Origin of the sequence: Shewanella sp. W3-18-1 (assembly GCF_000015185.1) — a bacterium.
In the GTDB taxonomy this organism is placed as follows: Bacteria; Pseudomonadota; Gammaproteobacteria; order Enterobacterales; family Shewanellaceae; genus Shewanella; species Shewanella putrefaciens.
Map to the genome: position 1 here is coordinate 2863595 of NC_008750.1, position 17788 is coordinate 2881382.

The 17788-nt window shown below is 45.0% G+C and carries 35 protein-coding genes; 16 read left to right on the top strand and 19 right to left on the bottom strand.

Going from position 1 to position 17788, the window contains the following annotated elements:
- Positions 1–4 precede the first annotated feature (4 nt).
- The 18 genes from SPUTW3181_RS13015 to SPUTW3181_RS13105 all read right to left on the bottom strand — a co-directional run bounded on the left by SPUTW3181_RS13015 (position 5) and on the right by SPUTW3181_RS13105 (position 8902).
- The gene (locus SPUTW3181_RS13015) at positions 5–595 is read right to left on the bottom strand and encodes a hypothetical protein (protein WP_011789775.1); all 591 of its coding nucleotides are present in this window, start codon (positions 593–595) and stop codon (positions 5–7) included.
- Between the two features lie 58 nt (positions 596–653).
- Positions 654–977, bottom strand: a complete 324-nt coding sequence (locus SPUTW3181_RS13020) for a DUF4406 domain-containing protein (protein ID WP_011789776.1) — start codon at positions 975–977, stop codon at positions 654–656.
- Between the two features lie 243 nt (positions 978–1220).
- Positions 1221–1403, bottom strand: a complete 183-nt coding sequence (locus tag SPUTW3181_RS13030; RefSeq protein ID WP_041408207.1) for a hypothetical protein — start codon at positions 1401–1403, stop codon at positions 1221–1223.
- A gap of 7 nt (positions 1404–1410) precedes the next feature.
- Positions 1411–1734, bottom strand: a complete 324-nt coding sequence (locus SPUTW3181_RS21345; RefSeq protein WP_011789777.1) for a hypothetical protein — start codon at positions 1732–1734, stop codon at positions 1411–1413.
- Positions 1734–1934, bottom strand: coding sequence for a hypothetical protein (locus tag SPUTW3181_RS13040; RefSeq protein WP_041408208.1), 201 nt, complete (start codon positions 1932–1934; stop codon positions 1734–1736). The genes SPUTW3181_RS21345 and SPUTW3181_RS13040 overlap by 1 nt, the downstream gene beginning before the upstream one ends.
- On the bottom strand, positions 1927–2148 hold the full coding sequence (locus SPUTW3181_RS13045; protein ID WP_041408209.1) for a hypothetical protein: 222 nt from the start codon (positions 2146–2148) through the stop codon (positions 1927–1929). Before SPUTW3181_RS13045 ends, SPUTW3181_RS13040 begins: the two co-directional genes overlap by 8 nt.
- Positions 2149–2255: 107 nt before the next feature.
- Positions 2256–3455, bottom strand: a complete 1200-nt coding sequence (locus tag SPUTW3181_RS13050) for a tyrosine-type recombinase/integrase (RefSeq protein WP_011789779.1) — start codon at positions 3453–3455, stop codon at positions 2256–2258.
- Positions 3455–4054 carry a zinc finger-like domain-containing protein gene (locus tag SPUTW3181_RS13055; protein WP_011789780.1) on the bottom strand — a complete coding sequence of 200 codons (600 nt, stop codon included), beginning with the start codon at positions 4052–4054 and terminating at the stop codon, positions 3455–3457. Before SPUTW3181_RS13055 ends, SPUTW3181_RS13050 begins: the two co-directional genes overlap by 1 nt.
- Entirely contained in the window at positions 4054–4623 is a 570-nt protein-coding gene (locus tag SPUTW3181_RS13060) for a TIGR02642 family protein (RefSeq protein WP_011789781.1), read from the bottom strand. The genes SPUTW3181_RS13055 and SPUTW3181_RS13060 overlap by 1 nt, the downstream gene beginning before the upstream one ends.
- The gene (locus SPUTW3181_RS13065) at positions 4620–5054 is read right to left on the bottom strand and encodes a hypothetical protein (RefSeq protein WP_227498116.1); all 435 of its coding nucleotides are present in this window, start codon (positions 5052–5054) and stop codon (positions 4620–4622) included. Before SPUTW3181_RS13065 ends, SPUTW3181_RS13060 begins: the two co-directional genes overlap by 4 nt.
- On the bottom strand, positions 5051–5557 hold the full coding sequence (locus tag SPUTW3181_RS13070) for a hypothetical protein (RefSeq protein ID WP_011789783.1): 507 nt from the start codon (positions 5555–5557) through the stop codon (positions 5051–5053). The genes SPUTW3181_RS13065 and SPUTW3181_RS13070 overlap by 4 nt, the downstream gene beginning before the upstream one ends.
- Complete coding sequence (locus tag SPUTW3181_RS13075) at positions 5554–5946, bottom strand: hypothetical protein (RefSeq protein ID WP_011789784.1); 393 nt, start codon at positions 5944–5946, stop codon at positions 5554–5556. Before SPUTW3181_RS13075 ends, SPUTW3181_RS13070 begins: the two co-directional genes overlap by 4 nt.
- The gene (locus tag SPUTW3181_RS13080; RefSeq protein ID WP_227498117.1) at positions 5930–6481 is read right to left on the bottom strand and encodes a replication protein P; all 552 of its coding nucleotides are present in this window, start codon (positions 6479–6481) and stop codon (positions 5930–5932) included. The genes SPUTW3181_RS13075 and SPUTW3181_RS13080 overlap by 17 nt, the downstream gene beginning before the upstream one ends.
- Positions 6462–7529 carry a replication protein gene (locus SPUTW3181_RS13085; RefSeq protein WP_011789786.1) on the bottom strand — a complete coding sequence of 356 codons (1068 nt, stop codon included), beginning with the start codon at positions 7527–7529 and terminating at the stop codon, positions 6462–6464. Before SPUTW3181_RS13085 ends, SPUTW3181_RS13080 begins: the two co-directional genes overlap by 20 nt.
- 56 nt (positions 7530–7585) lie before the next feature.
- Positions 7586–7843 (bottom strand): hypothetical protein, encoded by a 258-nt coding sequence (locus tag SPUTW3181_RS13090; protein ID WP_011789787.1) that lies wholly within the window; start codon positions 7841–7843, stop codon positions 7586–7588.
- Positions 7843–8037 carry a hypothetical protein gene (locus SPUTW3181_RS13095; RefSeq protein WP_011789788.1) on the bottom strand — a complete coding sequence of 65 codons (195 nt, stop codon included), beginning with the start codon at positions 8035–8037 and terminating at the stop codon, positions 7843–7845. Before SPUTW3181_RS13095 ends, SPUTW3181_RS13090 begins: the two co-directional genes overlap by 1 nt.
- Positions 8030–8611, bottom strand: coding sequence for a phage regulatory CII family protein (locus SPUTW3181_RS13100; protein WP_011789789.1), 582 nt, complete (start codon positions 8609–8611; stop codon positions 8030–8032). Before SPUTW3181_RS13100 ends, SPUTW3181_RS13095 begins: the two co-directional genes overlap by 8 nt.
- 33 nt (positions 8612–8644) lie before the next feature.
- Positions 8645–8902 (bottom strand): helix-turn-helix transcriptional regulator, encoded by a 258-nt coding sequence (locus SPUTW3181_RS13105; protein WP_198133639.1) that lies wholly within the window; start codon positions 8900–8902, stop codon positions 8645–8647.
- Positions 8903–8992: 90 nt separating this feature from the next.
- Here SPUTW3181_RS13105 and SPUTW3181_RS13110 point away from each other — a divergent pair, with 90 nt between their 5' ends.
- From SPUTW3181_RS13110 to SPUTW3181_RS13120, 3 genes are read left to right on the top strand one after another with little or no spacing between them, the layout of a single operon-like run.
- The gene (locus SPUTW3181_RS13110; protein WP_011789791.1) at positions 8993–9652 is read left to right on the top strand and encodes a LexA family transcriptional regulator; all 660 of its coding nucleotides are present in this window, start codon (positions 8993–8995) and stop codon (positions 9650–9652) included.
- Between the two features lie 34 nt (positions 9653–9686).
- Positions 9687–10109 carry a hypothetical protein gene (locus SPUTW3181_RS13115; protein WP_011789792.1) on the top strand — a complete coding sequence of 141 codons (423 nt, stop codon included), beginning with the start codon at positions 9687–9689 and terminating at the stop codon, positions 10107–10109.
- A 12-nt stretch (positions 10110–10121) separates the two neighbouring features.
- A complete protein-coding gene (locus tag SPUTW3181_RS13120; RefSeq protein WP_011789793.1) occupies positions 10122–11018 on the top strand; it encodes an exonuclease domain-containing protein in 897 nt (298 codons plus the stop codon).
- 59 nt (positions 11019–11077) lie between these two features.
- On the opposite strand, the gene SPUTW3181_RS13125 is transcribed toward SPUTW3181_RS13120, so the two are convergent.
- Positions 11078–11713 (bottom strand): tail assembly protein, encoded by a 636-nt coding sequence (locus SPUTW3181_RS13125; RefSeq protein WP_041408211.1) that lies wholly within the window; start codon positions 11711–11713, stop codon positions 11078–11080.
- Positions 11714–12249: 536 nt separating this feature from the next.
- On the opposite strand from SPUTW3181_RS13125, the gene SPUTW3181_RS13130 reads away from it, so the two are divergent.
- The 13 genes from SPUTW3181_RS13130 (at position 12250) to SPUTW3181_RS13195 (ending at position 17787) form a co-directional block, all read left to right on the top strand.
- The gene (locus SPUTW3181_RS13130) at positions 12250–12462 is read left to right on the top strand and encodes a hypothetical protein (RefSeq protein WP_041408212.1); all 213 of its coding nucleotides are present in this window, start codon (positions 12250–12252) and stop codon (positions 12460–12462) included.
- Between the two features lie 484 nt (positions 12463–12946).
- Entirely contained in the window at positions 12947–13018 is a 72-nt protein-coding gene (locus SPUTW3181_RS22345; protein ID WP_227498161.1) for an SEC-C metal-binding domain-containing protein, read from the top strand.
- Entirely contained in the window at positions 13015–13254 is a 240-nt protein-coding gene (locus tag SPUTW3181_RS13140) for a hypothetical protein (protein ID WP_011789795.1), read from the top strand. Before SPUTW3181_RS22345 ends, SPUTW3181_RS13140 begins: the two co-directional genes overlap by 4 nt.
- 140 nt (positions 13255–13394) lie before the next feature.
- A complete protein-coding gene (locus SPUTW3181_RS13150; RefSeq protein WP_011789796.1) occupies positions 13395–13820 on the top strand; it encodes a hypothetical protein in 426 nt (141 codons plus the stop codon).
- Positions 13813–14091, top strand: a complete 279-nt coding sequence (locus tag SPUTW3181_RS13155) for a hypothetical protein (RefSeq protein ID WP_011789797.1) — start codon at positions 13813–13815, stop codon at positions 14089–14091. The genes SPUTW3181_RS13150 and SPUTW3181_RS13155 overlap by 8 nt, the downstream gene beginning before the upstream one ends.
- A gap of 99 nt (positions 14092–14190) precedes the next feature.
- Positions 14191–14583 (top strand): hypothetical protein, encoded by a 393-nt coding sequence (locus tag SPUTW3181_RS13160; protein ID WP_227498118.1) that lies wholly within the window; start codon positions 14191–14193, stop codon positions 14581–14583.
- Positions 14580–15104 carry a hypothetical protein gene (locus SPUTW3181_RS13165; protein ID WP_011789799.1) on the top strand — a complete coding sequence of 175 codons (525 nt, stop codon included), beginning with the start codon at positions 14580–14582 and terminating at the stop codon, positions 15102–15104. Before SPUTW3181_RS13160 ends, SPUTW3181_RS13165 begins: the two co-directional genes overlap by 4 nt.
- Positions 15101–15643, top strand: coding sequence for a hypothetical protein (locus SPUTW3181_RS13170; RefSeq protein ID WP_011789800.1), 543 nt, complete (start codon positions 15101–15103; stop codon positions 15641–15643). Before SPUTW3181_RS13165 ends, SPUTW3181_RS13170 begins: the two co-directional genes overlap by 4 nt.
- On the top strand, positions 15637–15801 hold the full coding sequence (locus SPUTW3181_RS13175) for a DUF1317 family protein (RefSeq protein ID WP_011789801.1): 165 nt from the start codon (positions 15637–15639) through the stop codon (positions 15799–15801). The genes SPUTW3181_RS13170 and SPUTW3181_RS13175 overlap by 7 nt, the downstream gene beginning before the upstream one ends.
- 9 nt (positions 15802–15810) lie before the next feature.
- Positions 15811–16395, top strand: coding sequence for an ead/Ea22-like family protein (locus SPUTW3181_RS13180; protein ID WP_011789802.1), 585 nt, complete (start codon positions 15811–15813; stop codon positions 16393–16395).
- Positions 16392–17111, top strand: a complete 720-nt coding sequence (locus SPUTW3181_RS13185) for a hypothetical protein (RefSeq protein WP_011789803.1) — start codon at positions 16392–16394, stop codon at positions 17109–17111. The genes SPUTW3181_RS13180 and SPUTW3181_RS13185 overlap by 4 nt, the downstream gene beginning before the upstream one ends.
- Entirely contained in the window at positions 17108–17431 is a 324-nt protein-coding gene (locus tag SPUTW3181_RS13190; RefSeq protein WP_011789804.1) for a hypothetical protein, read from the top strand. The genes SPUTW3181_RS13185 and SPUTW3181_RS13190 overlap by 4 nt, the downstream gene beginning before the upstream one ends.
- Positions 17432–17433: 2 nt before the next feature.
- Positions 17434–17787: a hypothetical protein gene (locus tag SPUTW3181_RS13195; RefSeq protein ID WP_041408214.1), complete on the top strand. Its 354-nt coding sequence runs from the start codon at positions 17434–17436 to the stop codon at positions 17785–17787.
- The last annotated feature ends 1 nt before the right edge of the window (position 17788 follow it).

Sequence of the window (17788 nt, forward strand, 5' to 3'; positions counted from 1 at the left end):
AGCTTTATTGTGGGATACATGAAATCAAAAATGAACCTATAGATGAAATGCTTGCGAGGGTAGGCAAAGATCTCACTAATGAGTTTACTACTGCTCTGCTTGGCTTTTCTTGTTTAAAATGATTTTCTAAAGCGGTTACAATTTCTAAAGCATCAGATTTTTCATTGATGTCAATTATATTTTTTTTAATTTCATCCCTTAGTATTTCTATCTGTTTTGCTATCTCGTCATTAATTGAAACCATGTTAGTTGATAAGTCTAAAGAGTTGTTATTTACTCTAGAGTTATGTCCATGGAAATTGTATGTTATATTCGAAATATCTAATTTATCATTTTGAATACCGAGCTTTTGACATTTTACTTCGTATGATGCATTAAAACTGCCGCTTTTTGCATGATAAATAGGATTTACTACTTTGTATTGTTCAGTGGCACCAATAGGTAACACTCTTTCAATAATATCATTAACCTCAATAGCAAAATTTGGGTTATCAATATATATGATATCTTCTTGCACTGACGCTTTAATATTTTCAATGACTGCGCCATTCTTCTTTATCAATCTAACATTATCATCCATTCCAAATGAGTCCATTATTATCTCCATAAAAATTAAATAACTTTATTACTTATCACTTAACTGATTTAATTGCTCACGATACTAAACTCATACCGCGTTCAATGTCTATTCCCGTTGGAACAAACACGATCTTAATCCCTATCTTCTTGGCGTAGTAATACTCGGCGGTGGCGCCTGCAGACCTGCGCCAACCGGGCAACATCACAATCTCATTGCAAGCACGGATCATGGCGTAACAGATATCCATATACTGCGGTTCGGTTAGGCCGAACGGCAGGCCAGCAGAGTGAAGCACTACTCTGCCAGTTTCCGCTAGCTGCTCGGCCGCTTTAAAGAACGCCTGCTTATTGGCTTCGACATTGCCGCTTATTGGACCAGCGATGTAGGTGGTTATCATCAATCATCACCAGGCTGGGATTGATTAGCAGTGGCGTTATCTAACGTATGTTCACGCCAAGCATATTTACAGCACCGGCATGTTTTTAATAGATGCTCTTTTTTACAAACGATTTGGTAGTCAAATGCCCTTGATACATAGCGAATAAACTCACTCATCTTTCCTTGTTCTTTGCATGTACCTAAATTGGTGCCATCTTCTACAAACTGAAATTCTATCGAACTGGATCCGCACTTCACGCATTTACACATGTGTCACTACCTCTTGAATGTGGAAAACACCGTCAAGATAAAACCCCTTTACTGTACCTGTGACATCATTACCTTCGCACTCATCGTAAACAAACTCCTTTGCCGCAGCAGGGATAAAATTAGAAGGGTATTGACTGACTGCTTTTTTTATAATGTCTGCACCTAGCCATTGCATAGATACCTCACTTGATCACGGTTAACTTTTTGCCTGACTCGATTGCTTTAAGCACTTCAATTCGCCCAAGCCCACTATTTTGATACTCGTTCCATTCACTATGATGCTGTGGGCAATAGTGCATATCTTTGCCAACGGTTTTCGCGCATTTTCGGCAGAGTTTGCGATCACAAGTTTTATCGTTTCCTACTGGGTAATCACATAGAAATTCTGCTGCAGGGAAGTTATCTCCACATTCGCTGCAGTCGTCCATGTTGACTTCATCTTCTGAAAAGTCTCCACAGATAAACCCTACTGTTTTACCATTACTTCTTATTATTGAGCAGGCCATTACTCTTTCCCCGCCTGCTCGATTGCATCGCGCACTGCCTTAGGCCATTCGCCAACTAACAGCTCGGTACCGTCATCAAAGTGAATCTTGGTACCATTAAAGCCATTACTGCTATGCATACTAAAATGCTTGATTCTATCCAGAACAACAAAGTGGTTTTCACCGTGATAGAAAGGTTTAAAAGATGCGACTTTAGCCATTAGTACTAATCTCCGAAGTTGATACCAGCTTAAAAATCTCATTCGATATTAGTGGTACTTCAAACAGCATTTCAACGGGTAATACTGGTTGAAAAACTATAAAGTGACCTTTGATTGAGGCCTTAATACCTAGCGCCTCAACTCGCTGCAAAAACTGCTTTGCTAACTCAGTTCTTGTTGATTTATTATTCGTTAAAACCTTCGCTTTACTCATTAAATATCTTCCTCTTTTGAAGATGCATAAATTGCCCTGCAAGCCATATCCCACAAGGCTTTAAGCTGTTTTACTATTATTTTCTATCTTGAAACTGTCTTGACTATTCATGAATAAATGCGCTCTGCAAATAGGTGATGTATCGATAGCAAATGCTTATGCCAAAGCTCGATAGCCTCACGCTTTTGGTCAGCTAAATAGGTGTGAATATAGGCTTGGTCTAGCTTGGTCATGGAGTGGTTTAACATCTGCTCGGCCACCATGTAATCGATACCCAAATCAGCCCAACATGAGCGAGCCAACTTGCGTAAATCGTGGGCGGTCCATTCACCACTACTCACTTGTTTAACCAAACTATTAGCGCCACGTTCATCTAACCCAGTGTTACGGCATGGGTGCGGAAATAGGTACCCACCTCGATAACCTGCAGCAGCTTGCATTGACTTATGCCAGCGCAATACATCGGCCATCAGGCCAGAGATTGGGATAGTCAGTTGAGCGTGGGTTTTGGTGATATTGGCGGGGATCACCAACTTGGCATTGGGTTCATCGTAATAGCTCCACCTAAGCAAGCGGGTTTCGCCAATGCGGGTACCGTAGGCCAACATAATAAATACCAGCAACGCCGCGCTATCACTGGCAGTATCAAGGTCACTCAGTAGTTTAGGTAAATCAGTTGCTTGTAATTGCGGTGGTTTGGTCGCAATGGGTGTAGCGATAAAATCCGTAAAGCTTAACGATGCCAACGGATCATCACTAATCAGCTTTAGCACCGTCGCTTGCTTAAATGCCTTGCGCAGCACGGCGTAATACTGGCGAACACTGCCAATAGAATAACGCGCTTGCAGTGGCCAAATTAATAGTTCATCGACTTTATGATGATTGAGCTCGCTCAGCATCACCTCACCAAGCACCGGCAATAAGTGCTTAGCGATGGCGCACTTGATGTTGCGTTTGCGCTTCAACGATAAACTGGTATCTGTTTGTGACCGGCTTAAATACCAATTCAATAAGCCACCGCAACTTAGCCAGGTATTCACCTTCACACTCTGATCTTGCCTATGCTGCATGCTGAGCGACGGTAAATCATCCAGCATGGCCTTAGCACTCACCAACGGCCAGTTCGCCACCTTTGACCAATTTGCCTTACCCTCTTTATTGGTGACTAAATACCAACTGCCACGACTGCGCGAACTCCCCAGGCGCAACCGTAGCGGATAACGTGGGTCCCTAATTTCGGTAATCGAGTGATCGGCAACAGCCCGTTTAATGGCGGCATCACTTAAGGCAATACAGGCAATAGCCATCAGTCGCACCTCAGGTTAGTGCGGCAATCCGCGTAAAAATACTCAACCGATATAGCCTCTTTATCAGCAGCTGATAACCCAACATTAAAAAGCGCAGCAATCAGTTTTTCAATCAACTCAAACTCAGCCAATATCAATGCTTGCTGCAGCTTAATCATCTCGCTATTCGCGGCTAAATCAACGCCAGTTCCACCACATTGATGGCACTGATAAAACACATACATCGGCTTGACCTTGCCTTTGCCATTGCATTCATCACACTTAGGCAATGCGTTAATTTGCTGATGGATCCTGTTTTTAGCACTCACCAGCGCTTGATACTCAGGCGTTGATAACACCTGCTGTTTACAGTGCAAATCAAACCGCTCATTAATCGATGACTGCTTTGCCAGCACTGCCATTAAGCGTTTATTTATCCGCTCTAACGGCTCAATCCGCTGTAAATCAGCATTGCCAATGGGCAGGTGTCCATCGAGTTCATTGCAGATGACCCTCACCGCCGCCTCAACACCGCAGGCCAGATCAACCGAGCCGATAGACTCGAGTTGTTCTGCCTCAGTTTTAAGCCGTTTAACTAAATCGCTTACAGTTTCAATCATCAACCTGCCAGCCCCATTTCTTCGCCAACGAGGCGCAGTACTTTTTTAGCAAAGCGAGCGGCATCATGTTCGTGCTGATGCAGAGCATCTACACCACTCATATACTTGTCGTAAAAATGCTGGCTAAATTGCTCTGGTGTGATCTTGGCGCCACTCAAATCACAAAACGATTTAGTCAACTGTTCAACCGTATTCAACATCTTTCCTGTACCGCCGCAGTGCTTACAATCATCATTGCGGTGATAGTTAAGTTTTGTTCCTTTGCACTTAGGGCAAGTGCGGGTACCGCACACTTCATTCACTGCTAGCTTTGCCAGTGCCGAGGCCGCAACGGGTCTAAAATCCACTTCATATTGCTTACATAGCGCCTTAACGAGCACATCCTCGGCATCCACATCGCCGCAAATGCTTGCCTCTAGCACCTTCACCCCAACGGGGTACTTACCCTGTACCTGCGCAACAACACCCATGGCATCCTCCTTACTAAAAACCCCTTTGCCACCGACTGCTGCGCCAATGGCAACACCGCGTGGTGACAACAACTCAAATAAGCGTTCTATCGATATCATCTGCCAGCCCTTTGATGTTGTGCCGCTCTTTTGTGAATAATGCTCAGCGTCATACTCGATACTCTGCTTTCAGCAGATTCCAGCGGATCAATGCGCGACACAGTACTGTCTGGCTTACGCACTACATCTTCCCTAAACAGCTTTCTCACATATAACGCATTACTGAGCGTCGAGTTACTTACACCAGCCTCTTTGCTTGCTTTTACAATGGAATAACCGCTGGTGTATAACGCAATGGCTTTTTCAAGATTTTGAGCACCCAAAACTGCTCTATCACGGAATACTCCACGCTTTTTAAGTGCGCGGTTAAGCGCGCCATGACTAACGTCAGCACGGGTGGCAGAATCAATAATTGATAACTTTTGAGTAACGTAAAATGCGACCGCTTTCTCAATGCGCTCATCAAACGATAATTTTTGAGTTGTCATCATTCCCCCTTACCAAACAAGGCAATCAGTGCGGCATCACGAGTATCCGCATTGCTTCGGCCAGTCCAGCCAGTGATCTTGTTAAAATACACACTGCTATCCTTAGCCTGTTTAACAGGGCCACGCAGCGGTTTAACTAAGGTCACGGTAATCCCTTTGTCCTCGAGTACTTCTTTAATCAATCTGGCTGTGGCTTTAACTTTGCCCAAGTCCTCGGCCTTGCTCATATTGATCTTAAATTCACTACCGCCTTGGCTTGGGGCATGACCAACGTAGGCAAGCAATGGGTTTTGGCCTTTGGCGGTCCGCTTTAACTTGCTGGCAAATACTGGCTTTTTGTTATCCACATCTTCGAGCAACACAGTGCAAGGCGAACTCGCAGCACTGCAAACCACAAACTCAATCAATTCACTAAAACTCATGCTTTTAAGCAGCTGGATCTTGCCGTCCACCACAGTGGCTACGCCGCTTTTAGTGAGATCAGGATCAATACCAATACGAATCACACCGCTACCCCTCTAAACCGCTTTGACTGCCTTACTAAAAACTGATTGGCTTGTTTACGTCCAAGGCGCCCACCAATGGCAAATAAGCGCTCATACTCGATTGATACGGAATGTTTAAACTCCGCGGGGATAACCGACATATGCTTTTCAATCTTCTCAATGTCCGACTCTCCACCGCGGCAATGCCACATTTGCGGCTGTTCGCGTTCACGCAAAAAACCTTGAGCGCGTAACTCAGCGGCAGTCACCGCTTTTGGTACAAATAACTCCGCATCGTTAACCGCCTCTTGCACGACTTGACTAGCAGCAGTATCAACAGACGTAGGCGCCACAATCGCGCTATAAAAATCCGGTGCATCATCTGGTAAGTGTTTAATTGCCAGAGCCATTGGCAGTCCTTAGCCCAAACTTTTGGCGCAAATCAGCGATAATCGAGCAAGCCTTTTGGCTTTCAACAGGTTTGTTTACTGGGGCGGCAAGCGCCTTAGGGATACAGGCATCAAAACTTTCGCCCTTCACTGCACGGCGGCACATCACCTCGTAATTACGTTTAAACAAGGGCCATGTTTGCTGCTCAGTACGGTTTTGCAGCTCATACCAACCTGTTTCACGGCCTGCGGCAAACACAGCGCCATGGCTCCACTTGTGCTCACTCGGCCAGCGACCATGGGCGCAACACTCGCGGTAAGCCTGTTCAGCGTTAGGTAAACCAAGTTGTTCAGGTGTAGGCGTACACATCGCTACAAACTCAGCGGGGTTAACGCTCCAAGGCGCGGTCGCTGCGCGTTGTTTAAATGCCTCAATACCGATCATCACCTCACTAACACTCAAACCTGCCTCGCCAATTTTGCTAACAAACTCCGCCACTACACTGCCAAGCTCAGCACCAAACCGATTGCTAAAATCACGGCTGTACATGTTCATAGTCGGCATCAATTGTGTGGCCACCACGGTGGTGATCTGTTGACTGCTCGAGTTGCTCTGCCATTTCCCGTAGTTCGCGGAAGACTCGTGCTGTTGGGTTCTCATAGCGTTGATTGTTTGCGGCAGAATCGTTTGCAGTGGTTTCATTTGATGATCTCGCTAGCAGTTTGGCGTTTAGTTTGTCCCATTGTTTACGCAGGGTTTTTGGGCATAACACATTGCTCGCCCAAAACGAGTCGGTATTGGCAAACTTAAACAGCTTGCAGATTTCGTGGTGAGTGCGGTTGTCTTGCACACGCATCAAGCGCACTTGGTTTGCCCAATCAGGCCAGTTAGGTTTTTTAGCAGTGGGGTTAACAATCAGCACTTTGTTGAAGATGTACTCAGCACAGGTTAAATCGTCTTGAGTGCCCCAAAGCTTGCCGTTAGGAGTTTGAATCGCAGCATCGGGCTTAACCTGCATGTCGGCCATTGCGTCAGCAATGTGCGACGAAGAGATCTTTTGTATTTCTTTTGTATTAATGTCTTTCTTTTGTATCTCTCGGTTCTGACAATCTACGCTGTCGGTTTCGACAATGGCATTGTCAGAATCGACAATAATATTGTCAGTTTTAACAGTGGATTTTTTACCGTTAATTGAATGGGATTTCTTGTCTTGCCACGCTGAAACAATCGGGTTAACGCCAACTTTACGACCGTCTTTTATGATGATATCGCGCGCAGTAAGCGACTTAATTGCATGACAAATATTGCTCGTTGTAATCCCCGTCATGTCGGCTAATTGCTCTAAGCAAACCCAATCAGTGGCCTTGCCATAACCATAGGTTCTACGGATCACAGCAAATACCACCCGACTCTCACGATCGCTTAATTTAGTGCGGCACAGGGCGTCCACCAGCGTATTGGAGAGTCTTAAATAACCATCTTCCAAATCTGCTTTCACCACCCCACCCCGCGCATGCTGTTTATTGTCAGCAACGGGCCGTAACGGCACCACATTACTGCCACCAGCGCCATGATTGACGCTATCAATTGATTCCAGTACCATTGTTATTGCCTCACTTGGTATTAAGCCCACGGCCTCCACAGCTCTAGTGGGCTTTCTTATTTAAAACGCACCGCACTACCTGAAAACTGATACCCAGCATCCAACACCCGCGCCGCAATACCCTCAGCACTAGTCGTCGGTGACTGCCTGATCACATTCGCCAGCAAAGCAATATCTTGATTGCGCTGAATCCGCGCAAACGCTTCATCTTCTTCAGGCGTGTAAGGTATGTCGGTGCAATATTTTTCGCAGGACTTATCAGTTAAGTGATTTGCGTTAAACCGTGGAGTAAAGACTATATTTCTACCTGCCATCACACTCTCCCATTAGCCTTTAACCGCTCGTAATCGTGGCGGCAGTCGGCATCACAAAAATGTTGATTATTTGAAACAGTTGCCTTGCAGTAATGGCACAGGCCAGTAAAAGGCAGCGTAGGTTGGCGAACAGATAAAGCAGCTTTGATATGCGCTTCATGCTCGATTGCGGCATCATCAATAACATCACTCATGCTGTGCGCTCTTTATAAATTCATTTAATGGAAATGGATCGCTAAGCTTTGTTTTGTGAATTACACCATCACGATGGCTTTCTTGAAGACAAGGACAAGGCAGTTCCCGCACTTGGCTACTCACTACCGCTTTAAGCGAAATAACTTCGCGTACTGTTTTGTTAAGCTCTCGGCTAATGCACTCAAACTCTTCTGGTGTAATCACCCCATCAGATCGGGAGTCGCGTATTTCAGCGAGTGCAATGCCCATTTGCTCACTAATCAGCAGTAACTGATCGCTTAACTCTTCATCGCAGTTAACCGACTCTGGCAGCTTTACAAACACCCCACCACGGCTATGGCACCATGCCGATAAAATGCGGTCATCATCAGCTAGCTCAGTCAGATGAATCGCATCGCGCAAATACAAGTGATTGCTGTCGTTCTCAGGGTTTAATTTGTTGTACATCACCCCGGGCTGTTGGAATAAATCCTTCGCTAGCTTATCTACACCGTAATCGTGCCCCAGCGCATGGGCGGCATAGAGTGGATCGGAGCATGAAAGAGCTTCGCGCTTTAATGTGTTTTTAGTCATACAGTTAGATATCCTTGCTATTAACAAGAGCAGTTAAGCAACCTTTCCGTCACTATTCTCAATAGGGTTAGGGAATACATCAGAGAAGGTGCATTTGGCTCCGAGTTGATTTAGAGCGTTTACAATCTTCCAGCACTGAGTGAAATCGGGTGTTCTCCTCCCTTTTTCATAGTGATAAAAGCTTGAAACATCAGTCTCAATTAACTTCGCAATATCTTTTACCGAGATACCTGCTTTTACTCGAACTTGACGGATATGCTGCATAGCTACCTCAATAATGGAATTTTCCATAATGTACATTATGTATATTTCGTTATCAACATAAATGTACATTATGTTTATTGATTGTTTTTGTACATATCGTACATTTTAAGGATGAAAATGAAGTGGAATGAGCTGGTTAAATCCAGAATGAAAGAGCTTGGGATTACCCAAGAAAGGCTTGCTGAGTTAGAAGAAGTAACTCCTGGCGGAATGGGGCATTGGCTTAATGGAAGAAGAGAACCTTCGTTAAGTAAGATCGCATCAATATTAAAGCGTCTTAATTTAGACTCACTGGTATTGCATTCAGATGGAATGCTTGAATATCCAGACGAAGCGCTAGTTAATGTTAGCAATGCTAATTTATCTACCAAATACCTAAAAAAATTCCCTGTTATTAGCTATGTAAAAGCGGGGGTTTGGTCAGAGGCCGTTGAGGAATCACCAGCATCAGCTTCAGACGAATGGTATGAAACAACCGAAAGAACAAGTGAACATTGTTTTTGGCTGCGGGTGATTGGTGACTCAATGACATCTCCATCTGGCGTTAGCTTTCCTGAAGGGACATTGATACTTGTTGATCCAGATCGAGATAGGCTGAATGGGTCATTTGTGGTCGCAAAGCTAACTGATGTTAATGAGGCCACATTTAAAAAGTTGGTAGTGGATGCTGGGCAAAAGTTCCTTAAGCCACTAAACAACGCATACCCTACGCTACCAATAAATGGGAATTGTAAAATTATTGGTGTTGTTGTGGATGCTAAAATTAAGATTTTCTAGCTAGTTATAATTTTAATGATAATGGATTATTACCATGAGAATGATCACTATTTCACTAGTACTGTTTATGCTCGGCGGCTGCGCCACTTCATCAGTTAGCTACGATAAAGCCAAAAATGTTCCTGAAGATAGAGTGGCGCTAAAAACGCAAGGGAAATACTCATTTACCGTTATCAGAGATAGTGGATGGACTGGTAGCGGCTGCTATGCAGACCTTTATATTGATGAACAACTTGCTGCCAAATTCGAGTCAGGTGAAAAGTCAACTTTTAGAACAGATGATAATAGAGTCATGCTTAAAGTGACTAACTCAGGTGCGGCACTGTGCTCTTTTGATGGTGGCACAAATCACTATGAAGCCTTTCTTGAATTAGATAAGCATAAAATATACAGAATTCATGTTAACTATGATGGTGCAGGTCTGCAAATATTAGCTGGCGGTACTTATAAAGACTAAAGGAATAGTAAAATGGATAAAGAAACCGCAGAGTTTTTAGCAAAACACCCCTACATCCCTACCAAATTTATCGCATTAGATGCCGAGACCACGGGGCTTGAGGCTGAAACGGACAAGATAATAGAGATTGCCGCAATCAAATTTGATCTCCTATCTAACGATCACCCTGTATTTGAGTCATTGATCAATCCTGCGGTAAAAGTACCGCGCAAAATAACCAATATCACAGGCATCACCAACAAGATGCTGGTAGACCAGCCGCCCTTTGCAGAGCTCGCGCAAGACTTAAAAGCATTTATCGGTGATCTACCTATCGTGGCCTACAATGCCAAGTTTGATAAAGGCTTTTTAGATGCTGAGTTCGCTAATGTTGGCATCGTGCTCAATAACCAGTATCACTGTGCATTAAATCTGGCAAAGGCAGCATTTAGTTTACCTAACTACAAATTAGCTACGGTAGCCAAGCACTGTAATATTCCGCTTGATGAAGCACATCGCGCTAAAGCTGATGCCATTGCCGCTGGCCGAGTGTTTATGTGTGCCGCAGTCACCCTTGGGCATATTAACGAAATCAAACCTAAATCAGCATTTGGTAAAACCAAAGGCGCTGATCATAAAGCTTACCCACCCAATGAATATGGTGAACTATACGGCCAAACCATCGTCTTTACGGGCGAACTATCAATGACCAGAGCCGAAGCCTTTGAAGCCGCCGCAGAACTCGGGCTTGAAATTAAATCAGGCGTATCTAAAAAGACTGATTATCTTGTCGTTGGTGAACAGGATGAAAGTCTAGTTGGCCCAAGCGGCATATCTAGTAAGCAACTAAAAGCACAAGATCTGATTGATGAAGGCTTTGATATTCAAATTTTAGATGAAGATGAATTTATGGAGCTAATTGAAGGATAAAACCTAAATAAAATTTATTTTTAAACCCGCCTAAGCGGGTTTATCAAAAAAAGATAATGTTATGGCTCTTGTGTACCATTGCCTCCATTGCCACCGCCTGATTGTATCGGGCGCTTAGTGGTTGCTATATCTTCAGCATAAATACCAGCACTAATAATTGCGCCACCAATGCGGCGCTTACCGTAACCAATACCAACAATATTCCCCGCAGCCGTCGTGTTTACAGCGCCACCAAAAGCATAGCTAGGCGCGTTCTCCGATGCCTCCCGACCCTTTAGCCCTTTGGCTTGAGGTGAAAGCATTTGCACCACACCGCCAGCTACCAGCGCAATACCAGGTGCCATTAACATCTGTAAGCCTGGTATAAACGATGCGACTATTAACACAGCCCCAATTATCGTTTGAAGTACTCCACCGCGTTTACTGCCACCAATTACAGGCACAATCCGGATTTCCCGCGACCCAGCCAAACCAAATTCATCTTCGCCTGTGTTTTTTCCATTACGAAAAATCGCATAACGCAGGCCAAGCTTTGCTTGTTCTTTAATGAATTGTTCAAAACCTTGCAGAGTGTTTTTAATCGCGCTAAATGCCTCTGTCGTCGTACCAGTATCTAAGTAGCGCTTGTGCTCACGCCCGAATTTTTTAGCTAGCGAACCCGACAACTTAATAATGGTGCATTGATTATTATCCATGATTACCCCCTCCAGAATCCAACCAAATATCTTCTTAAACCAATCAAGAAATGGTGTTTTTAGACATAACACTTTGTACATCTACATCAGTTCCACCTTGCTGGTATACCAATAATACACTAAACAAAAAAATAAATGTACATTTTGTATTGACGCCAAAATATACATTATGTACATTTAACGCATCGATTAGAACGGAAATGAAAAGATTCTAATCACGCTCTTTAACAGACAGGCCCATGAACAACTAACCTTGGCACCCTCATTTATGAGGGAACCAAGCTAGGTTACTCCGAGGAACACGCGGCGGAGGATAGTAATCCGCGTAAACAGACCTATACACCGCTATTGGCGACCGGACTGTTTGAGTGGGAAGAGCCCATAAGAACAGGTACTGAATGGTTTTACTGCGCGCATGACCCAAATATGTGTATAGCCCCGCCCCGTTCTGGCGGTTAGGTAAGAACAAGGTTTTACAGTTGGTTCTTGCGAGAGCCAACGATAAAGCCAATCTTGAAATCAATAAAGAGTAAACCATGAAATTCATTGAGCCTTGGGTTACAGGATTCAGATATTACTTAGTGCATATCATGCTGCTTATCGCCACTACGGTTGCAGAGGATTTTAATGCTGTTGTGGTATTTGGACTCACACTTTCAGAAGTGATGAACAGCATTGCAATGGTTTTTTATATCTGTTTTTTGATTTTGATAGTGGTTTTTATCATTAAAAGACATTCGACTACCTAGCAAGTCTGCTGCGTTATCCGCAGGGGCTCAAACAGAGGATAAGCTAATGTGACTAACCAGCCGTTAGAAGCGGCCACTTACAAGCGCAGGTTATGACTGCGCCCCGAGTCGAGCGTAGTTCTCGAGCCAGCTTTGGATCTGGTTAGGGTTAATAAGCAAGGGCCCACTGGTAAAGCAGCACGAACGCCTGAAAGTCGAGCACCAGTTATTAGCGGCAAGATTGCGGCACAGGACGGGTTCAGGCCGCCGGATGACGTAACCGGCACCGTTTAAACCCAACTATCCGGAATAACCGGATAGTTCAAATAAGCAATACGCAACAATTTAATAGTGAGGAAATATGGACACAAGAGGAGAACTTTACAGGCTTAAGCAAGCTGAATTGTTAGCAATGGAGGAGCGACAAGGAGCGCCTCTTATCCCGCTAAGTGAACAACAGTTCAATGAACTGCAACCGATGACTAAAAGTCAACGAAAAAACAGTATGCGCAACCGCGAATGTGTATGCGGAAGCGGCAAGAAATTTAAAAAATGCTGCTGGAGTAAATTTGCATGAACACGGTGCAAGAACAATGGAATTCCTTTTCTAAATTGGTTGTCCCTAAAGATGCTTCGCCATATCAAAAACAGGAAATGCGCAGATCATTTTACGCTGGAGCTGAAGCAATGCTGAGAATTCAGTTTGCTATTACAGATCCATCTATTAGCGAAGTGGCTGCTGTAGAAATTCTTGAAGGTTTAAGTCAAGAACTAACGCTTTTTGCTAATGAAGTAAAAAAAGGGAATGCCTAGCCATGAAAGCTCAACAACCTGATTTTATCGACCTAGTGCTAATGCTATTAGCCAAGCTAATCCCCTTCGACTTGTTCTAACCAACCCGCTTTAACCAACCAAACAACCCTTAACCTAATACAACCTATGCGAGGTGACCTATGCCCCACCCAATCGCAGCGCATCACTGCGCCCCACTGCTACCCGTAGAATCGCAACTTCTGTTACACCTCAGCATTGCTTGTCGCCTCGCCCAATTGCCAGACCTAATGCATTGCCCAACGGTTATCCAGCGTAAAAACGACCTTGAGGCTTATTTGCAAAGCCATGTTTGCAGCTATGCCTTCCGCGAGCGCTTCCACGTCACCAAGTTGGATGAAGGTCCGTTAAAAACCACCGCATTAAACGAAGTGGCCAATATCCAAGTCAGCCGCAGCGGACGCGTAAAACTCACCCGCATCGCCGAGCCACCAGCAATCAATATCACGGTAAGCGATAGAACTATCAGTTGGCTCAACCGCAGTTTTAACCACGCAAAGCAGCCAATGATTAAGACAGCCGATTTTAAGAGATATCGCCATGTTTGATGCACAAGCCCATGCCACCAGCGACGCCCTAGTCGCCATGCTATCAAGCGAGCTTGACCAAGAACGCCAAGCCAAAGGCAACGCCATGGTATTTTACTGCGACCGCTCGATAGCCGAGTTAAACCAGCTGATCATCGACTATCCCGAATCTAAACACACTTGGGTTCGACTGATTGAACGCTGGCAAGAGATAAAGCAAAAACACGGCCAGCGCAGCGCGCAAGACCTGCTCAACGCTGAATATGCACGGCTCGCCAGCACACCAAGTTAAGCCCCAATGTGAACGTGTAAGTAATCCTTACAAGTTCAACGCAAACCAACCCTATTCCATCTATCAGCCTAGTGAGCAATCACCAGTTTGGAGTTAACCATGTTCTTTGTATACGGCGTGTCCATGACCATAGCTAAAAAAGAAGCGGCTAAAAAGTGCAGCCTATACGAAGGCGCACACCCAAACCGCCGCGAACTCAGCCCAACGGAATACCAAGCCAAGCTGAATGAAATGGCTTTGGCCAAGTTTGAAAAAATGAAGCCACAAAAGCTATCTCACTCGCTATCAACTCCAGCGCTCTGCGCGCAATACATTGAGCTAGCAAAAAACAGGACCAATGCCGCGACCTGCACGTTCGTTACCGCAAACCCACGGGCAAGGTTAACCCCAAGACCAAGAAAGAAATTATCTCTTGGCAAGTCTACAACGGCGAAATCGCCGCGTAACGCAACCCTAAGTGCAGTAAAAACAGAGCAGAGAGAATCGATATGAGTTACTACAAAATTACCAATGAAACAGCAGTGCAAGCATTCAAAGCCTTTGATGCAGCTAAAGCAAACTTGATTGAGCAAGCGACTAAATTAGCCGACCACTTTGGTGGCAAACCTATTTTTAGCAATCGCGTTGAAAGTATTTCGTGTGCTGGCATTAACTTTCACAACTTCAACCAGCTTGAAAACAATCATTTATGGTTCAAGCCTAAAGCGGCGAATTGCTTTGCTTCATCACCCAAATGCGGCAAGCCGAAAGCGGCAGATCGTGAAGCGTTAGAAGCTATCAGAGCTAAATACAATGCCATGATGCCAGTAGAAGTTTCACGCATACCTTTACTAGAAGCGATTGGTACAAATTGGGGTGACTGCTTATTCGCCCCGCTTTCGCTGTTCCTGCACGATGACGTTATTTACCTCGATACCCGCCTTAGTCTTATCGATGCGACCGAGATATTTGGCAGCGAATATGAAGCCGTAAAAAGTGCTTATCAAGCCGCAAAAGTTGAGGTGAAAGCATGAGCCAACGTATCGAATGCAGTCGCCGCACCTGCCGCTGGACTGGTACAAAATCACAGTTAGAAGAAGTGTATGCAACAAATGGATTTTATAACTGCGTTTGCCCTAAATGCGGCTGCGACTCTTATTACGACTTGCCAGAGCCCATCATCACCGAGCGCGTTGAACACGCTAACGCACTCATCAAAGTGATCTCCGAGCATGGCCGCAAGTTCTTCGAGCGCAACGGCGTTATTGCCACGTTTGAACTCGATAAAAACGGCAAAGTGTGGTTTGTCGATGAATACACAAAAGTAAGAATCTATACCCATTTGGGGCGCAAGTGGCATGGATTTAGTCATGGTGGAACACTGCGAGATTTAGTGTGTGCTATACGCGACTACATCTACAAAGGTATCCAGTTAGATATCGACTGGATAGCGCCTTCTCGCCGCAACCCAGATAACGGCGACATTTGGGGCTATGGCAAAGAAGCCGCCGCAGCAGTACGCGCAGCAGCGGCAAAACTGCCCATCATCAAGCAGGAGGACGCAGCATGCTAACCCACGACAAACCCCAACACCGCGATATCAAAATCGGCCTAGGCCATATCGTTGCAGATAAACACGGTTGGATGTTGCCAGGCGGCAAATTCACCACCAATCGCGCCGTTGCCATCCGTGCTGCCAAAGGCCTGCACCGTTTTCTGGTTAAAAGATAAGGACGTCACATGAGCCAACAAATCGAAATCCCTGCATTCTTGCTTGAAATGTCACAGCAAATGCACCAGCAGGATAACCGCTGCACCGCCGAACCTATCTGGCAAGTTCGCTGCAAGCGCTATTTGCCTACCGAAGAAGGCTATGACGAACATCACTGGGAGATTGTTGATACCGATGGCGATGCCACCGCGCTATATCGCTCTGATAAATGCGATAAGCAAGCACTGGCCGAATGGTTAGCTGAAAACGACTTGGGATGGTGCGATCAATGGTTAGAAGCTATTGATGTAAGCGCTGACATTGATAATCTTGAGGCTTTTTCAGAAATCTTTATTGAATCATTTATCGACGACTTTAATGTTGAGTCAGATTACGACCAGCTACCTGATCCGCTTAAAAAGTTTCACCTTCAAGAAACGGAAGAAGTTATTAAAACCTGTTTTACCGAAGCCGATGCACGGGCATTTATCGCCCGTAAGCAGCACGACTATCCAAAGCTTTACACCTATGTCGAATCAATGGTGTTTTGCCCGCAGATGATCCAATTACGCCATTGGATCATGTCACTCACCACGCCAGAGGTGAAAGCATGAGCCAATTATTCTACCTGCGCGATTCGCGCACCAATGTCGGCAGCACTTGCCTTTTTTGGGCTAAAGATGGTTGCGGCTACACCAGCGACTTAAACAAGGCCCATGTTTACACCATTGAAGAAGCACAGCGCCAATTCAATAGCCGTCACACTGACGTTCCGCTATGCAAAGAGCTTGTGGATGAATTGGCAACCGTGCGCGTTGATTGCCAGTACCTAGGCGATTCTGGCGAAAAGTCAGAATGTGATGAATACGTTATTTGTATTAATGGCGACTGGGATGGCAACGATGTTTATTGGCTATCTCAATTTGGCTTTAGCGATATTAATTACAACACCGCGACGATATTTAGTTATCAAGATGCACTAGATATTCAGTCGCTTGGGGTTGGCATTAACACCACTATCTACGCCAAGGCTGATATCGATGCCATCGCTCGCCGTACTTTTCAAGCCGCCAACGTCAACGAACGCCGCATGATCACCGCTGCAGGCATTCGCAAACCCAAACGCCCACGCACTCGCCAAACCACAGGTAAAGCTCGTGGCAATTGCCCACATTGTGGCTGTATCACTTGGGGTTTCAATCCTTACGAAGCTTACACCTGCGCCCAAGCCGATGCCGAAGACCGTGGCTTTAAACTTTATGGCAATTGCAAAGAGGTTAAGCGCGCCAAGCAAATAAGCAAGGCCAAGACTGAAGGAGAAGCAGCATGAACCTTCTCCTTGCAGGCTTTGAATCACCAAAGCGCATAGAGCTAATGCTGTCACTGACCAAAATCAGCTCAGAAAATCTAATCAAAGCCCTGACGCTGCATTACACCGTCACCTATCTGGAAAGCGCCCCATGGCGAGCAGCAATAAAGCACGATGTTCAACTCTCGAACTTTGTACGCGGACAAGAACGGCTCGAAGAAGTTGCGGCCACTATCGAAGCCATCAAAGAAATCGACTGGGAAAAGCATCTCGTCAAGTTAGCCGCAGCCAACGCGCGGATCGCTGAACTCGAAAAAATACTAGCCAGTTATCAGAGGTGAATATGTACACGAACATTCAACAACCAAGAGCTTGGCAAGGTGGGAATGGCTGCATTGCTGCTGATGTTGGACCTATATCCCATAAGTACTTCAATGAACAATTAACAGATTTTAGAGAGTTTATGTCTGAAGCTGACATACCAGAAATAGACAAAGGATGGTCATCTTTATGTTTTCAGTATGAAAGTTTAGAAAGTGATCCTATGGGAACAATAACGCAAGTTAGGTTTGAAGCGTTAATGGATGAGTGGTCGTTAAGGAAGAGATTGATGATTTCTGGTGCTAATAACGTACTTAAAGCCGGCGCCATTTCATACAACCACTTTAACATCGTAAGCAGTTTGCATAGGAAATAAC

Excerpts from the sequence above, each read along its gene's own strand:
- SPUTW3181_RS13015 (WP_011789775.1), bottom strand. The coding sequence starts at position 595 with ATGGACTCATTTGGAATGGATGATAATGTTAGATTGATAAAGAAGAAT.
- SPUTW3181_RS13020 (WP_011789776.1), bottom strand. The coding sequence starts at position 977 with ATGATAACCACCTACATCGCTGGTCCAATAAGCGGCAATGTCGAAGCC.
- SPUTW3181_RS13030 (WP_041408207.1), bottom strand. The coding sequence starts at position 1,403 with ATGCAATGGCTAGGTGCAGACATTATAAAAAAAGCAGTCAGTCAATAC.
- SPUTW3181_RS21345 (WP_011789777.1), bottom strand. The coding sequence starts at position 1,734 with ATGGCCTGCTCAATAATAAGAAGTAATGGTAAAACAGTAGGGTTTATC.
- SPUTW3181_RS13040 (WP_041408208.1), bottom strand. The coding sequence starts at position 1,934 with ATGGCTAAAGTCGCATCTTTTAAACCTTTCTATCACGGTGAAAACCAC.
- SPUTW3181_RS13045 (WP_041408209.1), bottom strand. The coding sequence starts at position 2,148 with ATGAGTAAAGCGAAGGTTTTAACGAATAATAAATCAACAAGAACTGAG.
- SPUTW3181_RS13050 (WP_011789779.1), bottom strand. The coding sequence starts at position 3,455 with ATGGCTATTGCCTGTATTGCCTTAAGTGATGCCGCCATTAAACGGGCT.
- SPUTW3181_RS13055 (WP_011789780.1), bottom strand. The coding sequence starts at position 4,054 with ATGATTGAAACTGTAAGCGATTTAGTTAAACGGCTTAAAACTGAGGCA.
- SPUTW3181_RS13060 (WP_011789781.1), bottom strand. The coding sequence starts at position 4,623 with ATGATATCGATAGAACGCTTATTTGAGTTGTTGTCACCACGCGGTGTT.
- SPUTW3181_RS13065 (WP_227498116.1), bottom strand. The coding sequence starts at position 5,054 with ATGATGACAACTCAAAAATTATCGTTTGATGAGCGCATTGAGAAAGCG.
- SPUTW3181_RS13075 (WP_011789784.1), bottom strand. The coding sequence starts at position 5,946 with ATGGCTCTGGCAATTAAACACTTACCAGATGATGCACCGGATTTTTAT.
- SPUTW3181_RS13080 (WP_227498117.1), bottom strand. The coding sequence starts at position 6,481 with ATGAACATGTACAGCCGTGATTTTAGCAATCGGTTTGGTGCTGAGCTT.
- SPUTW3181_RS13085 (WP_011789786.1), bottom strand. The coding sequence starts at position 7,529 with ATGGTACTGGAATCAATTGATAGCGTCAATCATGGCGCTGGTGGCAGT.
- SPUTW3181_RS13090 (WP_011789787.1), bottom strand. The coding sequence starts at position 7,843 with ATGGCAGGTAGAAATATAGTCTTTACTCCACGGTTTAACGCAAATCAC.
- SPUTW3181_RS13095 (WP_011789788.1), bottom strand. The coding sequence starts at position 8,037 with ATGAGTGATGTTATTGATGATGCCGCAATCGAGCATGAAGCGCATATC.
- SPUTW3181_RS13100 (WP_011789789.1), bottom strand. The coding sequence starts at position 8,611 with ATGACTAAAAACACATTAAAGCGCGAAGCTCTTTCATGCTCCGATCCA.
- SPUTW3181_RS13105 (WP_198133639.1), bottom strand. The coding sequence starts at position 8,902 with ATGGAAAATTCCATTATTGAGGTAGCTATGCAGCATATCCGTCAAGTT.
- SPUTW3181_RS13110 (WP_011789791.1), top strand. The coding sequence starts at position 8,993 with ATGAAGTGGAATGAGCTGGTTAAATCCAGAATGAAAGAGCTTGGGATT.
- SPUTW3181_RS13115 (WP_011789792.1), top strand. The coding sequence starts at position 9,687 with ATGAGAATGATCACTATTTCACTAGTACTGTTTATGCTCGGCGGCTGC.
- SPUTW3181_RS13120 (WP_011789793.1), top strand. The coding sequence starts at position 10,122 with ATGGATAAAGAAACCGCAGAGTTTTTAGCAAAACACCCCTACATCCCT.
- SPUTW3181_RS13125 (WP_041408211.1), bottom strand. The coding sequence starts at position 11,713 with ATGGATAATAATCAATGCACCATTATTAAGTTGTCGGGTTCGCTAGCT.
- SPUTW3181_RS13130 (WP_041408212.1), top strand. The coding sequence starts at position 12,250 with ATGAAATTCATTGAGCCTTGGGTTACAGGATTCAGATATTACTTAGTG.
- SPUTW3181_RS13140 (WP_011789795.1), top strand. The coding sequence starts at position 13,015 with ATGAACACGGTGCAAGAACAATGGAATTCCTTTTCTAAATTGGTTGTC.
- SPUTW3181_RS13150 (WP_011789796.1), top strand. The coding sequence starts at position 13,395 with ATGCCCCACCCAATCGCAGCGCATCACTGCGCCCCACTGCTACCCGTA.
- SPUTW3181_RS13155 (WP_011789797.1), top strand. The coding sequence starts at position 13,813 with ATGTTTGATGCACAAGCCCATGCCACCAGCGACGCCCTAGTCGCCATG.
- SPUTW3181_RS13160 (WP_227498118.1), top strand. The coding sequence starts at position 14,191 with ATGTTCTTTGTATACGGCGTGTCCATGACCATAGCTAAAAAAGAAGCG.
- SPUTW3181_RS13165 (WP_011789799.1), top strand. The coding sequence starts at position 14,580 with ATGAGTTACTACAAAATTACCAATGAAACAGCAGTGCAAGCATTCAAA.
- SPUTW3181_RS13170 (WP_011789800.1), top strand. The coding sequence starts at position 15,101 with ATGAGCCAACGTATCGAATGCAGTCGCCGCACCTGCCGCTGGACTGGT.
- SPUTW3181_RS13175 (WP_011789801.1), top strand. The coding sequence starts at position 15,637 with ATGCTAACCCACGACAAACCCCAACACCGCGATATCAAAATCGGCCTA.
- SPUTW3181_RS13180 (WP_011789802.1), top strand. The coding sequence starts at position 15,811 with ATGAGCCAACAAATCGAAATCCCTGCATTCTTGCTTGAAATGTCACAG.
- SPUTW3181_RS13185 (WP_011789803.1), top strand. The coding sequence starts at position 16,392 with ATGAGCCAATTATTCTACCTGCGCGATTCGCGCACCAATGTCGGCAGC.
- SPUTW3181_RS13190 (WP_011789804.1), top strand. The coding sequence starts at position 17,108 with ATGAACCTTCTCCTTGCAGGCTTTGAATCACCAAAGCGCATAGAGCTA.
- SPUTW3181_RS13195 (WP_041408214.1), top strand. The coding sequence starts at position 17,434 with ATGTACACGAACATTCAACAACCAAGAGCTTGGCAAGGTGGGAATGGC.